Origin of the sequence: Nocardia sp. NPDC050710 (assembly GCF_040654375.1) — a bacterium.
Lineage (GTDB): Bacteria > Actinomycetota > Actinomycetes > Mycobacteriales > Mycobacteriaceae > Nocardia.
Window position 1 is genome coordinate 251555 of the sequence record NZ_JBFAHV010000001.1, and the last position, 16405, is coordinate 267959.

Genomic DNA, 16405 nt, shown 5'->3' on the forward strand with positions numbered 1-16405 from the left:
GTCAGAGGGCAGCAGGTTCTCCGGCTGTCACCGGTCCGGCTGCCCTCCGCGCCTGCTATCGAATCGCCTGTTCTCTGCTGTTCTCCTGGCGCACAACGTCTTCCGGGTCGTCGACCATATCGTCGGAGTCGGTCCGCATCGGGTCGAGTGCGGGATCGATGTCGATCGTGCTTCGTAGTGGGCGGTTCGGCAGCAAGGTGGTCGCGAGCAGGGCGACGACGGTCGCGGCCGCGGCAATGAGGAAGATCCTGCCGGTGGCGTCACCGTAGGCAGCACGCACGATGGCGGCCACCGGGCCGGGCAGGGAATCGAGATCGAGATTGCTGCCGCCGGAGGATGCGGAGTGAATGCCGATCTCGGCGAAACCAGCCGCGGACAGCTCACCCACCCGGGTGGCGAGCACCGAACCCAGCACCGAGACGCCGATGGCGCCGCCGAACGTGCGGAAGAACGCGACGCTGCTCGATGCCGCACCGATGTTGTGCACACTCACCGTGTTCTGCACGGCCAGCACGAGATTCTGCATCATCATGCCGACGCCGAGTCCGACGATGGTGATGTAGACGCCGACCAGCCACAGGACGGTGGCGTGATCGATCGTCGAGAGCAGCCCGAATCCGACCACCAGCAATACGCCACCGGCCACCACGAACCGCTTCCACTTGCCGAATCTGGTGATCAGCAATCCCGAACCGACGGAGGCGACGAGCATGCCCGCCACCAGCGGGATGGTCAGCACACCGGCGATGGTCGGTGAGTAGCCGCGCGCGGTCTGGAAGTATTGGCCGAGGAAGGTGGTCGCACCGAACATCCCGATGCCGACCGCGATCGAGGCGATGATCGCCAGACCGGTCGTGCGTTCGGTGACGATCGAAAGCGGAATGATCGGCGACTCGGCACGGGACTCGACCCAGACGGTCGCTACCAGCAACGCCAGGCCGACGGCGACGTAGAGTGCCGATTCCGGGGAGATCCACGCGTAATAGCCGGCCTTGCCGGCGAACGACACCCAGATCAGCAACACCGACACACCGCCGGTCAGGAGCGCGGCGCCCAGCCAGTCGATCGACACACCTTCTTTGCGCTCGGTCGGTAGCCGCAGCGTGCGCTGCAACAGCACGAGCGCGATCACCGCGAGTGGCACACAGACGAAGAAGCACCACCGCCAACCGAGCGGACTGTCCACGATGACGCCGCCGAGGATGGGCCCACCCGACATCGATACCGCCATCACTGCACCCATATAGCCCGAGTACCTGCCGCGTTCCCGTGGTGCGACGATGCTGCCGATGATCGCGACGGACAATGCCGTCAACCCACCCATCCCGATGCCCTGGATCACGCGTGCCACCAGGAGCAACGCCACCGAATGGGCGAAGCCCGCGATGATCGATCCGAGGACGAAGATGATGATCGCGGCCTGGACCAGCAGTTTCTTATTGAAGAGATCGGAGAACTTGCCCCAGATCGGGGTGGATGCGGCATTGGCCAGCAGCGCCGTGGTGATGACCCAGGCGTAAGCGGTCTGCGATCCCTGTAGGTCGCCGATGATCGTGGGCAGCGCGGTGGCGACGATCGTGGTGCTGAGCAATGCCGTGAACAACGCGGCCAGCAGTCCGGTCATCGCTTCGAGGATTTCGCGGTGGGTCATCGCGGACGGATCGCGTCGCGTCATTGTCTCGACTGAATTCGACATCTATTCCTGACCTTCTGTCGAAACCGGCTGGTGTACACCCGTACCGGTGCTGTGGGCATGGGCGACCAATGAATTCCTGAGCTTCCGCACCGCCAGGCATGCCTGTTCGGCTTCGTCCTCGCTCCAGTCGCCGAGTGCGGACTGCAATCCCCGTGCCCGCGACTTCCGAACCCGCCGCAGCAGGTCACGCCCTTCGTCGGTGACCTGGATCAGCGTGGCCCGGCCGTCGCTGGGATCGGCGTGCCTGCTGAGGTAGCCGGCGCCGACCAGTTCGGTGACATGTCTGCTCAGCGCCGACGCGCTGATGCACAGGTCCGCGACCAGATCCACCTGTCTGCACGGACCTCGCGACTCGACGGTGCCCAATACCCCGACACCACCGGGCAGCAGCTGCCCCTCCTCCGGATGTAGGAGGGCAACTCGGATCGCACGGCCCATCAGGTAGAGCTCCTTGATGAGGCTCTGAGCCGTCTCGGGTGACACCGCCACGTCCACTCCCACACGCTAGTTAGTTGCTTGCGGTAAGCAACCTTAATTCAATTGCTTGCAGCATGCAACTAATTGAGCGGCCGCTCTAGGCGACCGCCTCGGCAGGGACCTCGCCCAGACCACCGTCGCCCCGGAGGTGAAGCAGCAGATTCGTGCCGTCGTGGATGAACGCGCCCGCGACGCAGGCGAGCTCGGTCGCCCCGCCGCCGTCCGGCGCCAGCAGTGGAAGGCCAAGACCGACAAAGTGATCGAAGCCCGCGACAACGCCATCGCCCAACGCCAAGCCGCCGCCGCTGGGCGCGCCTCGAAGTCCAGCCGGGCCTGCACCACTCGCGCCGACCGGACCGCCGCCCAAACGAACATGCCAGCACCGGCCAGCACGGCAGCAGGACGGCGCAACCTGCACACTCCGGAGGTCGGGCGATGAGCCTCGAAACCGTCGACATGTTCATGATTGCCCGCCTCGACGACGTCGCGGTGGCCGACCTCTACAGCTGCGAGATCCACTACGACGCCGCCGACAGCACCGAGACCGGACACACCGTGGAGGCGTCGTGGGGTTCGGTCACCATCGAGACCAGCGCCCCGGCCACCCTCGAAGCGCTCGACCAGGCGCTCACCGGGCTCGGCTACCGGCGCACCACCAACTGGCACAAGCGGGTCACCGCCTCCGGCGCCGTGCGCTGGTTCGTCGAGGCCACCATCCGAATCGAGGACCTTTGATGAATACAGATCAGCCCCTGTCGCGGGCTTGTCGCCGGGAACTGTCCGAGTTGCTAGGCAAGATTCCGGCTTCCTGCCCGGTCGATACTGGTGCGGCAAACTCTCCAGACCCCGTGCCTCCCGAATAGCCATCAAACACAGAAAGGCCCCGCCAACCGGCGGGGCCTTTCTTCTGGGTAGCCGACTGGTGACGTCGCGTGCGTAGAGGCGGACTTCCTGCGAAGATGCTCCGTCACGATTATCGGCGAATGTCACGTACGGCCACGCTTGCCGAAGGCCGATTTCAACGACGAAGCGACGGTCCAGCAGGCAGCGGTCAGCACGGTCCCGGCCGGAAACCCGTAGAGGGGTCCCCGAGAATTATTCTCGCCCAGGAACCCCACTGGTCACATCTATCGTCCAGCGCGTCAGTTCGGCGAGGCCACCCGGCTAGAGCCACTGTCCCGCTGGGGATCCGCTGCTTGATTCGGATCAGTGCCGAATACGAAAGTAACCCGTATCGGCTTGCGACGGCTGATCCATTCACAAGTGCGAATCGCACTGGCGCCGAGGAAGCAGATCGCGCCGCTAACCACTGTGAGGTGAGCACCATCCTGAACTGTCACGGTCGATGTGCCGGCTACCAGTTCAGCGGCCACCGTGTTCGTGACCACCCCTACCGACGTCGTGAAGCCGGAAGTGAGCTGGAAGCGTCGGGCCCAGCGTCGGATCCCTGCCGTCCTTGTCTCGGTCCACATGCTATGTCTCCCAGTGTTTGTCCGGGCAGAAGTGCGCCGGTGACCCCAGAAGAGCAGCAGCTTTTGTCGTCCGAAAGCCTCCAGACAAGAAAGACATGCGTACCTGGTCGGAGCTGGCTAACATCGTTGTCTGTCTGACAGTCAGACAAGACTTTCGTGAATCCTTCGAGGGGATCCGATGGCGCCATCGCGCCCGTTGGCGGTATCTGATGCGCAACTCGATGCGGCGCAGAACCTCCAGGAATTGGGCGTGCTGCTCAAGCAGGCGATGGAGCATTCGGGTGTGACGGTACGCGCCGTCGAGACACTCGCTGCCGAAGCGGAGAAGGACCGAGCTCGCAAGATCCAGCTCACGAAGGGGAAGATCGAAGAGATGCGGCGGGGTCGCAACATCAGCGACGATCGCCTCCGCTTGGCGCTGATGGTTTGCAACGTGCCTGATGCGCAGATCGCCCGATGGCTGGGAGTCTTCTACCGCTCGAACCTCGGACGGACGTCCTCTGCTGTCGAAGAGCGGTCCGCTAGCGGTGGCACACGCGAATCGTCGTTCTCGGCCGGCGTGAAGCCACGAAACGTTAGCACACGGCTGAGGCTTGCTATCGGCTCATTGGTAGGTGTGGGTGTTCTGATTATCGGGTTGTTCATTTTTGTAGATAAGGATTCCCCGGCGACAGACACCTCGGCCGCACCACCGTTTACCTGGGAATCTGTACTGTCCGAAAAAATTGGCGGATTCATGTTTCAACAGGATGTCACCGCTTTAGGGCCGCCGCCACCGTCGAGAAGCGTACCTCAATTTCAGAAGTGGGCTGCGGATCGTCAGGGAATAGCAGCGCACGTTATGGGCAACGATCAGGGTACTGTGACCGCAGTTAATGCAATCCTGTTGAACTTGACCGCAAGTACACCGGGGCAAGCCGTCACATTGCGCGGTATGGAAATCGAGGTCCTTGAGCGGCAACCAGCAATGAGCGGTACCCATGCGGCGATGGAGGGTATCGGAGGTCGCGCGTGGGGCCGTTACGCAGACTTTGATTTGGATTCCGATCCGCCCAAAATGGTTGAATCTTCATCAGGCGCGATGAGTCCTGATGGAAGTTTTTCAATAGAGCCGATCCAGTTTCCCTACGTTATCAGTGGCACTGATACCGAGTTGTTCTATATTTGGGTGCGGACACTGCAACACGTCAAGTGGCGCATCAAAGTGCGCTGGATCTCAGGAGCACATTCCGGCGAGGCCATGATCGATGACCACGGCAAACCATTCGAGGTCGCGATGCCCGGCCCCAATGCGACTCGCTGTCTGAGCGATGCATCAAGTCCATCAGCCTGGCTCGCAGATTCTGGAAGTCGCTGCTAGGAGTACCGGTACCCCTGTAAGGCACGCCGTGTACGCGGCAACGTCAACCCTAAGGGGGCTAGCGATACGGGGTCCCGGACTGGTGATGTCGCGTATTCATGTGTCGCGAATTCACGCCCTGGAATGGCGACTGCCTAAACCACGATCCCGGGGGGACGGAGGGCTTGAGCAGAGCTCTTTCAGAGCAGCTGGGCGGCTTCACCGACATCTTTGACCTCGGTGAACGGCATGTACTCGATCAGCGGTTGTTCGTTCCGTCGGTTGACCCAGAAGGCTCGGATGCCCATCGAGTGGCAGACGGCCATGTCCAGGGGCTGACTTGCCGCGATATGGATCACGTGCTCGGTCCTCACTCCGAGTTGTTGGTGTGCATGCCGGAACAGCTGTGGGTTCGGTTTGTAGGCGCGGGCTTGTTCGGCCGTGATCACCGCGTCGAGCTCGAGTCCAAGGTTCGGCAGGCTGCCGACGATCAGTTCGTCGTCGGTATTGGAGATCGCTGCCAGCCGGTATCCGTTGTGCCGCAGGTGGGTCAGAGCGGCAGGAACGTCGGGATGAGCAGACAGGGATGAGACGCGCCCGAGGAGTCTGTCGAAATCGGCGGTCTGGACGTGGAGTCCTGCGGTGCGCATGGCGAATTCGAGGCTGTCGCGCAGCACTTCGCGATATGGCCGCCAAGGCGGTGTGTCGCGTAACCGCCGCCCCTCGGTGTGAAAGTCGTGTATCAGTTGCGTGGTCTGAGTGGCGGGAAGGCCGCGGTGGGCGAGGATCTCGCCGAATGCAGCTTCGAGTCCTTCATGCCAGCGCACCAACGTTCCGTAGAAATCGAAAGTGACCACTTGCTCGACGACCATGCCCCACCCCTTGAAGTTGTTCTCGCGTCGATCCTCGCAGATCGGCTGAGCTCGCGCGTTCAGCTGTCGCGGGTTGTCGATGGTTTCCAGCCGGTGGGTGACCGGAATCGAGGGGTGGTGACGTAGCGGCTCCAGACCACCGCTGCCTCAGCGGCGAGTTTCGTGGTGGTGACGTGGTGATAGCCGAGCGCGTCGGCGACGACGGGGGCGGGCATCTGCTGGACGTGCTGTCGCATGGCCGATGTCCGGCCTGGAACGTTGAGGACGCCAAGCGCTTTCAGCAGTCGGCCCAGGGTTTCGGGGTGCATGGGTTGCCCGGCCCGCCGTCCGGGGAACAGCCAGCGCGAATCGCGGTTGGTGGCGGTGTTCATGTTGGTGCGGCTGTCGATCCAGGCCAGCAGGATTTCGGCGACCGGTTCCGGGACCGGCGACGCGGGTTCGCCCAGGCGCAGGAGCACGAGATCGCCGTCGTGGATGACGTCGTCGATGGTGAGCCGGACGACGCGGGTGAGCGGTTGGGCGTAGAGCAGCACGATCGCGGCGGCCGCGCGTGAGCGTAGTGGCTGGTCGGAGGCTGTCAGGATGTGCCCGAGCAGTTCGATGCGCTCTTCCGGTGGCATGGGTGGTCTTCGCTTCACCGCCGGTGCGGATAGGCGGAATTGCCGCGTGAGCTGGCTGTTCATGCACCACAACAGGAAGGTTCGCAGGCAACCTCGGCGGTGGGAGCCGTTCTGGGCGTGCCATGCGTCGATGTCGGATTGGCTGCTAGCATCGAGTGTGATCCCTTGTCCTGCAAGCCATTCCAGGGAAAGTGTGGCTTGTTTGACTTGGTCGTGGGCGTGGCGTCGAGCCGGTGGGGTGAGAGATTTCCGTTCGGCTTTCGCCCGCAGTTGGGGCAGCAGGTGCCAGGTTGCGTAGCGGCGGATGATCTGGGCGTGGTCCGGATCGGTGATTGTGGCGAGGTGGCCGGGCAGCCAGCGTTCGAATCCGCAGATCTGTTTGTCGACGACGGGCAGAACACCGCAGGCCATGAGCAGTTCCCGCAGATGCGCCGCAGCCCGCCAAGGTTCGAGACTATGGAACGCCTCGTGGGTCAACTCGATCTGTCCGCGCCCGAGTTCGCGCAGCAGGTCCGCTGGGGTTCGATTCTTCCCCTCGCGGGGGTAAAGCCAGGTCAGACCCGATAACGGGTTGTTCATCGCGAGCAACCGATCGGCCAGGGGAACGAGCTCGGGCCGGATCCGGCCGGTGCCGTCGTCGAGCAGTTCGCTGAGTTTGTCGGTGAATGTGCAACGGGTGCAAAGGCGTTGAGCGTGGAGTTTGCCTTCGTCGCCGCAGCGCGAGCACCGATAGTTCGCGGTGAATCCAGCGCAGTCGGTGCAGATCGGATCACGAGAGTCCGGCGCCAGCCCGGGCAGTGCCCGGTCGTCGCCGCAGCCGGGACAACGGCCTCGGAGGCGAAGGGCGCGATCGCAGCAGGTCCGGCAGAGCGTGCCGTCGGGCCACCAGGCGGTGACGTGGGCGTATCGGCCGCAGCGGGCGCACTCGCGACTTTGCCAGCGCGCGAGCTGTTCCCGGGTCGGCCGACTGCTCATCCCTCGGGCAGGATGCGCGCCGGCCGGGGCCGCAACTTCGCGACGACCGGCGCATGGCCGGTGTCCGCGGTTCCGGTCTTGCGGACCCCGGCGTTCTCGGCGGTGGTGATCACCAGATCCGCCGGGGTGCAGGCCAGGATGTCGCAGAGCGCCGAGAGGACTTGCAGCGACAGTCGTTCTGGGGTGCCCGACACGAGTCGATGGACCTGGGACGCGGACAGGTCGATGCCGCGCTCGCGCAGCAGCGGAACCAGTTCGGTGGCGGTGAAAACGCCTTGGCTGGCCATGATTTCGCGCAACCGCCAGGTGTAGCCGATGGAGCGTTTCATGCGTGCTTGCCTTTCTGGGACTCGAGGGCCGCGGCGACGGTCGCGTCCATTCGCCGCCGCAGGGTGCGGGTGCGGAAGTCCGAGGACACGCAGGTGTAGATCGATGTCGTGCTCGCATGCTCGTGGCCGACCTGCTCCTGCACGAACCGAGGATCCCAGCCGTCCTCGATCAAATGCGTGACGTAGGAGCGGCGCAGCGAATGGAAGTCGAGCCCGTCGTCCAGGCCGAGGGCGCGGCGGTAGGCGACGAACCGGGAGTTCAGGCGCCGGCAGCCGATCCGGAGCCCGCGCTCGGACGGCCAGGCCGCCGGGTTGCCGTCGGCCCCCGAGCAGTGGTCTGACCTCGGTGAACCATTCATCGAGGACATCAACGGTCCAGTCCCACACGGTCAGCACTCCGCGCCGTTTCGGCGGCGACCCCTTCTTGGCCTTGCCGAATCGAACCTGGCAGCGGCCGAACTGCCCGAACTCCGGAGCGTGCGGGTTGGCGCCGAAGTCGGCCGCATCCAACATCCGAGTTTCGTTGCGCCGCAACCCGAATGCGTAGGCCGTCTTGAACAGGGTGGCGTCCCGGAAGGCGGGTAGCCAGCCCTTGCGACCGAAGGCCCGGATCCGGGCCACTTCGTCGTCGCAGTGGGCGAAGAACGCATGCAGCTCCGCCTTGGTGAATGCTCGCTTCTTCGGATCGGACTCGGTGTCCTGGACGTGTGCGGCGGTGTTCCACTCGTGGACCACCTGGACCGGGTGCGTGCCGAACCGGTCCTCGCAGGTTGTCGGCCACTGGTAGAGCGGGTCGGTGACGAAACCGCAGAACGCCCGGATCGCCTCGGAGTAGGAGCGGATCGTCGTGCGCTTCAGTTCCCGCAGCGACCGCAGATCACCGAGCCATTCGTCGATCATCGCCGGACTCCACTGCCACGGAAAGGCGTTCACGTAGGCGGTGAACGCCTTGACCGTGCGCTCCCGGCTTTCCACCGTGGTGCGGGCCAGATTCCGGGCCAGCTGCTGATTCGCGAATCCAGCCAGCATCGCGGTGAACACCTGCTCCTCCGGCCGTAGCAACGACACCCCGTCGACCAGATGTAGCCGCGCCGCACCCGGCACCGAACCGCCGAAACCCGCCAAACCGGCCCACCTCCATCGGTCGCATCAGATGCGAGAAAGTCGCATCGTATGCGAGTCGTGATGGAATCCGCAGGCAGTTGCGTCAGACGGACCGCTTTGGGGCCTTCGGCCGTCTATCCTCATCGGTGCCGATACAGCCGAATCCCTCTGGTAGAGGGCTGGATCCGCCGCCCTCGTACCGGTCGATGTGCACACTGTCGCGAGTTCGCATCCAATGCAATTGGCGGCGAAAGTAGTAATCGCGCGGAAAACAACGAAGTTGCCTTGACCAGCGTCGATAGCGGGTTTGTGGTGGTTTGAACCGCGAGTTGCCTTGGGGTCAGCTTGGTTCGAGGTGGCGGTAGATGGTTTTGCGGGAGACGCCGAAGGTTTCGGCGATCTGGGCGACGGTGTATTTGCGTTTGCCTCGGTGGTCGCGTTCGTCGTACATCTCGCGGGCCTTGAGGGCTTGCAGCCCGGTGAGGGCGGGTGGTCGGCCGCCGACTCGTCCTCGGGCGCGGGCGGATTCGAGTCCTTCGATAGTGCCTTCGCTGATGAGCTCGGCGAGCATCTCGTCCATGGCGGCGACGATGTGGAACAGGAACCGTCCCGCGAGAACTTCGGTGTTTTCGCGCCATGCCCAGACACCCACACGAAACCTGTTGCCCGCGAAGCAGTGCGATCACCACGCAGTCGGGCCCTGCGGCTTTCTCAATGGTGGACCCCAGACAGTGCTGCGCTTATTTCCCAAGCTCGAAACGCCAGCGCTGGTGTGCACCACCGCGAGGGGCCATGATCAGCTCGATCTTGCCGAACAGTCCTTCATTGCCCGGTGCATAGGTGATGACGTTCTCGGGCCGACCCTCCAGGTAGATCTGTGAACTGGTCATAGCGAATAGCCTCCCACCTGCGCAGACGTGCTGTCCGTAGGCGGAGATCGCGTGTCCGTCATCGCAGCTGGGCGCTGTCGATTTCCGAACTCGGGTGCACTGATGTCCGGAGTCCTCCGCACGCCGGGTTCCTGTCTGGCGCAGATTGATTCGATCTGTTGAAAGACGTTCTCGCTGAACCGGGTCGACAGTTCCATGAACGCCCGAATGCCGATGTCGGTGCGTCCGGGTGGCGGTTCTGTCGGTTCAGGTTGTGTGTTTCGCGATGAACACGAACTCGCGACCTGGGCGGTCCGGGGCTTCTCGCACATCTTGCAGGTGGTAGCCGCAAGCGATCAGGCTCGATTCGATCTCATCGCGGCTGCGGAATCGGAGTGTCGAGTCCGAGGTGATGATCGCGCCGTCGGTGAGGAACCGGTAGGTGTGGCGGAAGGACACGAACGGAAGCCGCACCGCGGTGACGTGCAGGCCCATTTGAAGACGCCAACGGATGTCTTCGAGGCCGAGTCCAAACCGCGAAGCCTCGAGCCGACAAGGCCAAGCCGCGAGGAGAAGTCCCGACCGGTTACTGAACCCGGTCGGGCCCAAACGCATCGAGGCGCAACTTCACTGTGCTTCTTGCCACAGCCAATTCAGCGACATAACCGCTGGTCGAGTCATTGTCGTTGTTTTTCGCGCGATTACTACCGGAACCCCGGCACGGAGGCTTCTTTCCGGGCGGCGAACAGCTTGGGCCCGATGTCGAATCCGGCGTCGACCACTGTGCTGGCAGCCTGTGGCGTGCGGTGTGTCTTGCGGCTGCCGAGCACGTCGACACCGGGGCTCATGTCCCGGCGGTCGCTGCACAGATACAGCAGCAGGCTCAACGCGAGTCGGTAGGCACTGAGCTCCAACTCGGTACTGATCTCGTCCCGAATCCGCAATCACCGGGTCAATCCTGTGGTCGGCCAGCAGAATTGGGTTCATGTCGTCAGGAATAGCGTCGATCGTTGTGTCTGGTCTGCTGCCATTGTTCGGTGCTGGCTTCGGAGCGTCGGCGACGCTCATGGTGCAGCGAAGTTCAGCGCGGGCGGCCAAACTCAAGTTCGCGGCGGAGAGTCGGCTTGCTCACCGGGAGGAACTGAAGTCGGCGATCATGAACTATTTCGAGGCCGCGCAGCAGGTGCAGGGCGAACTGGACGTTCGCGAGCGTGGCGGTGCGCCCGCCGATCTGAAACGGCTCATCGAGAGCGTTTGGCTGGCGGAGAAGCGGGTGGAGATAATCTGCTCGGACACTCTGCGAGACAAGATGGTTGCCCATGCCAGAGGCCTTCACGACGCCGTACGCGACGCCGTGACCTATCCGGACTGGTGGGCTCACTGTTCTCTACTCCAGTGCGAACTCTTAGCGCAGACAAAGGCGGACCTGGCACGCAAACACGACTGGTGAGCGCCACATGACGTGCAGCTGCAGTCGCGGACCCCGGGCCTCTCCAACGGCCTGTCGTAGAGGGTGAGAATCCCGTAGACGAAAACATCTTGGCTCTCGTTGCGCTGCGCGGGACCGCGCGCACTGGGCCTGGTGTTGTAAAACGTTCGGTTCTTGGACACTCCGGCAGCCGGAGGCAGTGCGGTCCGGAAGCCCAGGTCTGTGACTCGCAGCGGAAGATGGCGGTGTTCTCGCACTGTCAGCTGGCGCCGATGACGAGGGTACTGCGGGCGGTTTCGACGACGTCCGCTGTGACGGTGTGAAGCTCGTTGATCTTCATGACGCGGTGGATCTGAGCGAAGAGTCGTTGCAGGAGGCGGAAATTGCCGCCGGTGATGCGGGCGACCGCGGCGACGGCCTGTGCGTCGGTGAAGTCGTCGGGGTCGAGTTCGAGGCCGAGTTTGTGCCAGTGCCGGGACAGTGCGAAGGTGAGTTCTTCGCCGGTCAGGGGCCGGTAGTGGTGGGCGAATCCGACGCGGCTGTAGAGCTGTGGGTAGCGGGAGAAGGTCTTTTCGATGCCGGGCATGCCGATGAACAGCAGACCGTGGTCCCCGCGGTCGTAGCGGTCGCGCAGGTGTTCGATGGCGTTGGCGGACAGGCGTTCGGACTCGTCGATGACGACCAGCTCGATGTAGTCGCGCAGTTCGCGCAGGGGTCCGGCGACGGTGGGTGTGTAGAACACGGTGCGCGAGCGGGACAGTCTTTGTCGGATTCCTCGCGTGGCCCCCTGCTGGTGAGCAGGTGTTCGGCCTTGTCCCAGCGTGCGTAGCGGGTTGCCGAGAGTGCCTTCCCGATTCCTGCTGCGCCGTAGCAGATTCCGATGGTCCGGTCGCGTTTGACGGTGTCGGCGAACTCGATGAAGCGGCGGTGTTCTTGGCGATGAACGGCCAGTTCCGTGGCGCGGGCATGGTCAGTCCTCGAGGTAGGCGCGCAGCGGCGGTGCTGGAGGAGGTTTCGCCGGTTTCGACGGCACAGGCGGGCGATCGGGTGCGGGCAGGTAGGCGGTGACGACAGTGATGCGTTCGTTGATCTGGTCGCGGATCCGGCGGCGGTAGGCGCGGCGGGCGGCCTGAATGTCTTTGAGCCCGATGGTGTCTCCGGTGTGGTCGGGGCTGACGGCCTTGCAAAGGAACCGGTTTTTGTGGAAGACCCGGATCTCGGTGATGTCGCGCGGGTCGTAGCGGATGGTGACCGATTCGCGGACGTAGGCGGCAAGGGCGGGATGCAGGTAGCGCAGGCCTGGAGGCCGTCGCGGTGCACGACACGCGCCGTGGCGACCTGCACCAGCAGCAGATCGAGCTGCTCGAGGGCCTCGGGCAGGCGCGGCAACCAGCCGTGTCCGACCCGGCAATCCTGTGGAGTGACACCGATTTCGGAGTGGACGCGCCGGTGATAGGTGGTGATGAACGCCCCGATCGCCTCGTCGAGCTGACGCAGCGACAACGCCGGCGGGGTAACCGGCTTGCCGCCCACGAGGCGGCCGGGCAGCTCTGTCAGCAGTCCGGTGTTGATGCTGCTGAAGAACCGCTCGACCTTCCCGCGTCCCTGGGGCCGCGCCACGGTGGAGTGCACGATGTGGAACTTCAGGTCGGCGGCGACCTGAGCGAGGTGGTCGCTGATGAAGTCGCTGCCGTGATCGACGTAGAGGATCTCGGGAATCCCGCACATCGGCCACGCGGGATCGGACTTGGCCCAGATCGCTTGGCGCAGCGCCAGGGATGTGTTCAACGCCGAGGGCGCGCCCAGGTTGACGGTGTAGCCGGGCACTGCCCGCGAGCAGTCGTCGAGGACCACCGTCAGCCAGGGCCGCTTCGCCGTCCCGCTGTCGTCGATGAGGATGTCGAGCTGGGTGTGGTCGACCTGCCACATCGCGTTCGGGTGGTCGGCGCGGCGGCGGTAGACCAGTTCGAAGGTGTCGCGGAAGGCGGCGGCGCCGTCGTGTGCCAGGGTGGTCATCGCCGGGTCGATCGCGGTGACGATCGACCGAACAGTGTTGTAGGACACCGGATTCCATCCCTGATCGGCGGCGACGCGTGCGGCGCGGCGGGTGATCGTCGCCAGCGACGGGCGCGGTCGGCGCAGGGCCATGCCCTCGATCAGCCGCACCAACTCAGGGTCGGTTCGCCGGCCGGTCGCCCGTCGCCTGGCCGGGGCAAGCCCGGCCAGGCCGGCAGTTCGGTAGCGCTGCAGCCACCGCTGCGCGGTGCGGGCTGGCACGCCCGCCTGTCCCGCCGCGCGGAGCAGTGGAACCCCGTCCTCGATATGAGGCCGCAAGACCTCGAAGCGGCTCATCGCCTGCTGACGAGCTAGCGTCGGTCAGTTCGGTCAACCCGACCGCAGTCACGCCTCCATTTTCGCTGTGGCAGCGGTGAGATGCCGGTAAATGGTGGGGCGGGTGACACCGAACTCGGCCGCGATCTGCTCGACGGTGTAGCGGCGCTTGCCGCGCTCGTCGAGCTCGTCGTACATCTGCCGCGCCAGATCCACCTGTCGGGGTCCGAGTTTGGGTTTCTGTCCGCCGGTGCGGCCGCGGGCGCGGGCGGCGGCCAGCCCGTCACGGGTGCGTTCGGACATCAGGGCGTGCTCGAATTCGGCGATGGCGCCGAGGATCTGGAAGAACATGCGCCCGACAGCGGTGGAGGTGTCGATGCCCTGGTCGAGGACCACCAGATCCACACCGCGGTCCTGCAGGGTCTTCGACAGTTCGATCAGGTGCTCGAGGGAGCGGCCGAGCCGGTCGAGTTTGGTTACCACCAGTTGGTCTTCGGGCCGGTTGGCCACCAGCAGCGCCTTGCTCAGCTCGGGCCGCGAGGCCAGCCTCCCCGACGCCTTGTCGAGGAAGATCTGCTCGCAGCCGGCCGCGGTGAGTGCGTCGTGCTGGGCCTCCGGATGCTGATCGCGGGTCGAGACCCGTCCATAGCCGATTCGCATGCGGCGCAGTGTATTGCGAACCCCCGACATGTTGACATTGCCGCGTACACGGCAACCTTTACAGATTCGGCGGCATCCGACCTGCGGGAATCTTCAGCACCCCAGAGTGTCTCGTGAACGTTCGTTAACGATCTGTGATGCCGCGCGCCATGCGGCAGATGAGTGCGTTGCGGCCGGGCGCGACATGGAATGCTCAGGACGGTTTTAGACGCACCGCAGGAAGGCACACTGATGGTCACCGTCAACACCCACGCTCGCCGGGAACGAATGGAGTTCGCGGAGCTGCTGGACGGGCTGGCGCCGGAGCAGTGGAACATGCCCAGTCTGTGCGATCGATGGACCGTACGAGACGTGGCAGCCCATACGATCGCCTATCTCGGGCAGAGCCGCGCCCGGTTGTCCATCAACATGATCCGGACACGGCTCGACGTTGACCGACTCAATGCGAGAGGACTTCAGGACTATGCTGCCCTGGAACCCGAACAGCTCATCGAGCTGATGCGTCAGGGAGTCGAGCCCTCCGGCGCGGCAGCTCTCTACGGTGGTCGAGTGGCGCTGATCGAGTGCCTCATCCATCAGCAGGACATACGCCGACCACTTGGACAACTCAGAACCATCCCTCACGAACGCCTGCAAGTTTCGCTCAGCTACGCCCGGATCAGCCCGGTCATCGGAGGCGCGCGCCGCACACGCGGTGTGAGGCTGCGGGCCACCGACATGGACTGGTCGGCCGGCCATGGCCCCGAGGTGCGTGGATCCGGTGAGGCACTGCTGCTGGCGATGACAGGAAGGGTCACAACGGTTATCGGCGAACTCGAGGGTGAAGGCGTGGCGCATTTCGACTTGCCGGCGACCGATTGATCGAGTGCTTCGCTCGCCTGGCTGCACTTGCGCCGGTACAGCTTCTTCGTCTTCCGAAGCTCCGTGCTGGCAGGATCGGTCAGCACGGTATACGGCTACTAAGGGCACCGTCACCCGCGCATTCATGATCAATGACCGCGTTCTGCAGCAGGAGCGATCGGCGGTGTCCCGGCTCAGTTGATCTGATGCAACGGTTGACCGTCGACCCCGAGGCCGATCTCGCCGCTGCCCACGCCGCGCAGGCATACACCGCCGCCGCAGACAATGACGTGCGCCACCGCCCGCACGGCACCGCCGAGGCGTGATCCGAGGCAAAGTCTGGCTGCACGCCCCGACCATCGGCACCACCACCTTCCCCACGCCGGGACGAGGTCGTCGTCATCTCCGACCAGGTAGTTATCGAATCCCCGTCCCGGGGCCACAGCCGCCCATTCCGCCTCCTCGGCGCCACCTGATGGTGCGAGAACTGCGCCATCTACCGCTGCGAGTCACACCCAGGTCACTCGAACCGGCCATGTGTCGATAAAACGTGTCGAAAAGTATTGGTGTCCAACAATTCTTGTCGGCCATTTCTCGTACAGTCCGTGGCATGGCCACGCCGACACGCGATCTCGACATCCCCGCACCGCCCACTCTCGACGGCGACGCCCTCGATCCGATCGGCGGAGGTGGCGCCCTGGTCGGCTACGGCCGCGTCTCCACCAAGGTCCAGAACCTCGACCGCCAGATCCACGCGCTCACCGTGGCGGGATGCTAGAAGATCTACACCGACAAGAAGAGCGGCAAGGACACCGAACGCGCGGAACTCTGGAAGTGCCTCGAGTACATGCGCCCTGGCGACACTCTCGTGGTGCCGTCCCTGGACCGGCTCGGCCGATCCCTCCAGGACCTGATTTCTATCGTCGCCGGACTCCGTAAGCGCGGCGTCGGATTCCGATCCCTACACGAAACTCTCGACACCACCACCCCGGGCGGGCGCCTGGTCTTCCACGTGTTCGCCGCCCTGGCGGAGTTCATCCGCGAACTGATCATCCAAGGCACCCAAGAAGGCCTGGACGCCGCCCGCGCCCGCGGGCAACGCCTCGGTCGGCCACCGGCCATGACCACCGAACAGATCCGCCAGACCCGCGCCGTCCTCACCCGACCGGAGGAAACCGTCTCCTCGGCCGCAAGAATGCTCGGGGTTTCGCGCTCGACGAACTACAAGTACCTGCCCGAACTGACCACCGAGCCGCAACCCGTGATCGAGGCGAGGGCATGACCACCGAGAACCGCTGGGACGCGGGCCTTATCGGCGGTCAGGCTCAAGTGCCCGCCCTCGTCAGGCGGCCTCACGCTGATTACGGAAGCAACAGGCGAGGTCTGGTCGCC

At 64.4% G+C, this 16405-nt stretch carries 19 protein-coding genes and 2 pseudogenes; 7 read left to right on the top strand and 14 right to left on the bottom strand.

Annotation, left to right across the window (positions count from 1 at the left end):
- Positions 1-55: 55 nt before the first annotated feature.
- The gene (locus AB0H61_RS01075; protein WP_357299776.1) at positions 56-1651 is read right to left on the bottom strand and encodes an MDR family MFS transporter; all 1596 of its coding nucleotides are present in this window, start codon (positions 1649-1651) and stop codon (positions 56-58) included.
- A gap of 45 nt (positions 1652-1696) precedes the next feature.
- On the bottom strand, positions 1697-2191 hold the full coding sequence (locus tag AB0H61_RS01080; RefSeq protein ID WP_357297667.1) for a MarR family transcriptional regulator: 495 nt from the start codon (positions 2189-2191) through the stop codon (positions 1697-1699).
- A gap of 130 nt (positions 2192-2321) precedes the next feature.
- Between AB0H61_RS01080 and AB0H61_RS01085 the strand changes: the two genes are divergently transcribed.
- The 3 genes from AB0H61_RS01085 to AB0H61_RS01095 all read left to right on the top strand — a co-directional run bounded on the left by AB0H61_RS01085 (position 2322) and on the right by AB0H61_RS01095 (position 5005).
- Positions 2322-2612 (top strand): hypothetical protein, encoded by a 291-nt coding sequence (locus tag AB0H61_RS01085; protein WP_357297669.1) that lies wholly within the window; start codon positions 2322-2324, stop codon positions 2610-2612.
- On the top strand, positions 2609-2908 hold the full coding sequence (locus AB0H61_RS01090) for a hypothetical protein (protein WP_357297671.1): 300 nt from the start codon (positions 2609-2611) through the stop codon (positions 2906-2908). Before AB0H61_RS01085 ends, AB0H61_RS01090 begins: the two co-directional genes overlap by 4 nt.
- Positions 2909-3823: 915 nt before the next feature.
- Positions 3824-5005 carry a helix-turn-helix transcriptional regulator gene (locus AB0H61_RS01095; RefSeq protein ID WP_357297672.1) on the top strand — a complete coding sequence of 394 codons (1182 nt, stop codon included), beginning with the start codon at positions 3824-3826 and terminating at the stop codon, positions 5003-5005.
- A 179-nt stretch (positions 5006-5184) separates the two neighbouring features.
- On the opposite strand, the gene AB0H61_RS01100 is transcribed toward AB0H61_RS01095, so the two are convergent.
- From AB0H61_RS01100 to AB0H61_RS01135, 8 genes are all read right to left on the bottom strand, one after another.
- Complete coding sequence (locus AB0H61_RS01100; protein ID WP_357297674.1) at positions 5185-5856, bottom strand: haloacid dehalogenase type II; 672 nt, start codon at positions 5854-5856, stop codon at positions 5185-5187.
- A gap of 59 nt (positions 5857-5915) precedes the next feature.
- Positions 5916-7451 carry a hypothetical protein gene (locus AB0H61_RS01105; protein ID WP_357297675.1) on the bottom strand — a complete coding sequence of 512 codons (1536 nt, stop codon included), beginning with the start codon at positions 7449-7451 and terminating at the stop codon, positions 5916-5918.
- On the bottom strand, positions 7448-7780 hold the full coding sequence (locus AB0H61_RS01110) for a helix-turn-helix transcriptional regulator (protein WP_357297677.1): 333 nt from the start codon (positions 7778-7780) through the stop codon (positions 7448-7450). Before AB0H61_RS01110 ends, AB0H61_RS01105 begins: the two co-directional genes overlap by 4 nt.
- Entirely contained in the window at positions 7777-8148 is a 372-nt protein-coding gene (locus tag AB0H61_RS01115; RefSeq protein ID WP_357297679.1) for a tyrosine-type recombinase/integrase, read from the bottom strand. The genes AB0H61_RS01110 and AB0H61_RS01115 overlap by 4 nt, the downstream gene beginning before the upstream one ends.
- 1076 nt (positions 8149-9224) lie before the next feature.
- On the bottom strand, positions 9225-9536 hold the full coding sequence (locus AB0H61_RS01120) for a recombinase family protein (RefSeq protein WP_357297681.1): 312 nt from the start codon (positions 9534-9536) through the stop codon (positions 9225-9227).
- Between the two features lie 88 nt (positions 9537-9624).
- Positions 9625-9774: a hypothetical protein gene (locus tag AB0H61_RS01125; RefSeq protein ID WP_357297683.1), complete on the bottom strand. Its 150-nt coding sequence runs from the start codon at positions 9772-9774 to the stop codon at positions 9625-9627.
- Positions 9775-10020: 246 nt separating this feature from the next.
- Positions 10021-10248 (bottom strand): hypothetical protein, encoded by a 228-nt coding sequence (locus tag AB0H61_RS01130; protein WP_357297685.1) that lies wholly within the window; start codon positions 10246-10248, stop codon positions 10021-10023.
- A 209-nt stretch (positions 10249-10457) separates the two neighbouring features.
- Positions 10458-10697 (bottom strand): hypothetical protein, encoded by a 240-nt coding sequence (locus AB0H61_RS01135; protein WP_357297687.1) that lies wholly within the window; start codon positions 10695-10697, stop codon positions 10458-10460.
- A 41-nt stretch (positions 10698-10738) separates the two neighbouring features.
- Between AB0H61_RS01135 and AB0H61_RS01140 the strand changes: the two genes are divergently transcribed.
- Complete coding sequence (locus AB0H61_RS01140) at positions 10739-11203, top strand: hypothetical protein (protein WP_357297689.1); 465 nt, start codon at positions 10739-10741, stop codon at positions 11201-11203.
- Positions 11204-11441: 238 nt separating this feature from the next.
- Here AB0H61_RS01140 and AB0H61_RS01145 read toward each other — a convergent pair.
- From AB0H61_RS01145 to AB0H61_RS01160, 4 genes and pseudogenes are all read right to left on the bottom strand, one after another.
- Positions 11442-12133, bottom strand: a pseudogene (locus tag AB0H61_RS01145) (AAA family ATPase).
- A gap of 19 nt (positions 12134-12152) precedes the next feature.
- Positions 12153-12593: a Mu transposase C-terminal domain-containing protein gene (locus AB0H61_RS01150; protein WP_357299777.1), complete on the bottom strand. Its 441-nt coding sequence runs from the start codon at positions 12591-12593 to the stop codon at positions 12153-12155.
- 257 nt (positions 12594-12850) lie between these two features.
- Positions 12851-13534: pseudogene (locus tag AB0H61_RS01155) on the bottom strand (helix-turn-helix domain-containing protein); the annotation flags it as partial.
- Between the two features lie 48 nt (positions 13535-13582).
- Positions 13583-14173 carry a recombinase family protein gene (locus AB0H61_RS01160; RefSeq protein ID WP_357297691.1) on the bottom strand — a complete coding sequence of 197 codons (591 nt, stop codon included), beginning with the start codon at positions 14171-14173 and terminating at the stop codon, positions 13583-13585.
- A gap of 231 nt (positions 14174-14404) precedes the next feature.
- Between AB0H61_RS01160 and AB0H61_RS01165 the strand changes: the two genes are divergently transcribed.
- The 3 genes from AB0H61_RS01165 (at position 14405) to AB0H61_RS01175 (ending at position 16295) form a co-directional block, all read left to right on the top strand.
- The gene (locus AB0H61_RS01165; protein ID WP_357297693.1) at positions 14405-15034 is read left to right on the top strand and encodes a maleylpyruvate isomerase family mycothiol-dependent enzyme; all 630 of its coding nucleotides are present in this window, start codon (positions 14405-14407) and stop codon (positions 15032-15034) included.
- Positions 15035-15623: 589 nt separating this feature from the next.
- On the top strand, positions 15624-15791 hold the full coding sequence (locus AB0H61_RS01170; RefSeq protein WP_357297695.1) for a hypothetical protein: 168 nt from the start codon (positions 15624-15626) through the stop codon (positions 15789-15791).
- A 3-nt stretch (positions 15792-15794) separates the two neighbouring features.
- The gene (locus AB0H61_RS01175; RefSeq protein ID WP_357299780.1) at positions 15795-16295 is read left to right on the top strand and encodes a recombinase family protein; all 501 of its coding nucleotides are present in this window, start codon (positions 15795-15797) and stop codon (positions 16293-16295) included.
- The last annotated feature ends 110 nt before the right edge of the window (positions 16296-16405 follow it).

Coding starts and splice junctions, on each gene's coding strand:
- AB0H61_RS01075 (WP_357299776.1), bottom strand. CDS start 1,651: ATGACCCACCGCGAAATCCTCGAAGCGATGACCGGACTGCTGGCCGCG.
- AB0H61_RS01090 (WP_357297671.1), top strand. CDS start 2,609: ATGAGCCTCGAAACCGTCGACATGTTCATGATTGCCCGCCTCGACGAC.
- AB0H61_RS01095 (WP_357297672.1), top strand. CDS start 3,824: ATGGCGCCATCGCGCCCGTTGGCGGTATCTGATGCGCAACTCGATGCG.
- AB0H61_RS01100 (WP_357297674.1), bottom strand. CDS start 5,856: ATGGTCGTCGAGCAAGTGGTCACTTTCGATTTCTACGGAACGTTGGTG.
- AB0H61_RS01105 (WP_357297675.1), bottom strand. CDS start 7,451: ATGAGCAGTCGGCCGACCCGGGAACAGCTCGCGCGCTGGCAAAGTCGC.
- AB0H61_RS01110 (WP_357297677.1), bottom strand. CDS start 7,780: ATGAAACGCTCCATCGGCTACACCTGGCGGTTGCGCGAAATCATGGCC.
- AB0H61_RS01115 (WP_357297679.1), bottom strand. CDS start 8,148: ATGTCCTCGATGAATGGTTCACCGAGGTCAGACCACTGCTCGGGGGCC.
- AB0H61_RS01125 (WP_357297683.1), bottom strand. CDS start 9,774: ATGACCAGTTCACAGATCTACCTGGAGGGTCGGCCCGAGAACGTCATC.
- AB0H61_RS01130 (WP_357297685.1), bottom strand. CDS start 10,248: ATGGGCCTGCACGTCACCGCGGTGCGGCTTCCGTTCGTGTCCTTCCGC.
- AB0H61_RS01140 (WP_357297689.1), top strand. CDS start 10,739: ATGTCGTCAGGAATAGCGTCGATCGTTGTGTCTGGTCTGCTGCCATTG.
- AB0H61_RS01160 (WP_357297691.1), bottom strand. CDS start 14,173: ATGCGAATCGGCTATGGACGGGTCTCGACCCGCGATCAGCATCCGGAG.
- AB0H61_RS01165 (WP_357297693.1), top strand. CDS start 14,405: ATGGTCACCGTCAACACCCACGCTCGCCGGGAACGAATGGAGTTCGCG.
- AB0H61_RS01170 (WP_357297695.1), top strand. CDS start 15,624: ATGGCCACGCCGACACGCGATCTCGACATCCCCGCACCGCCCACTCTC.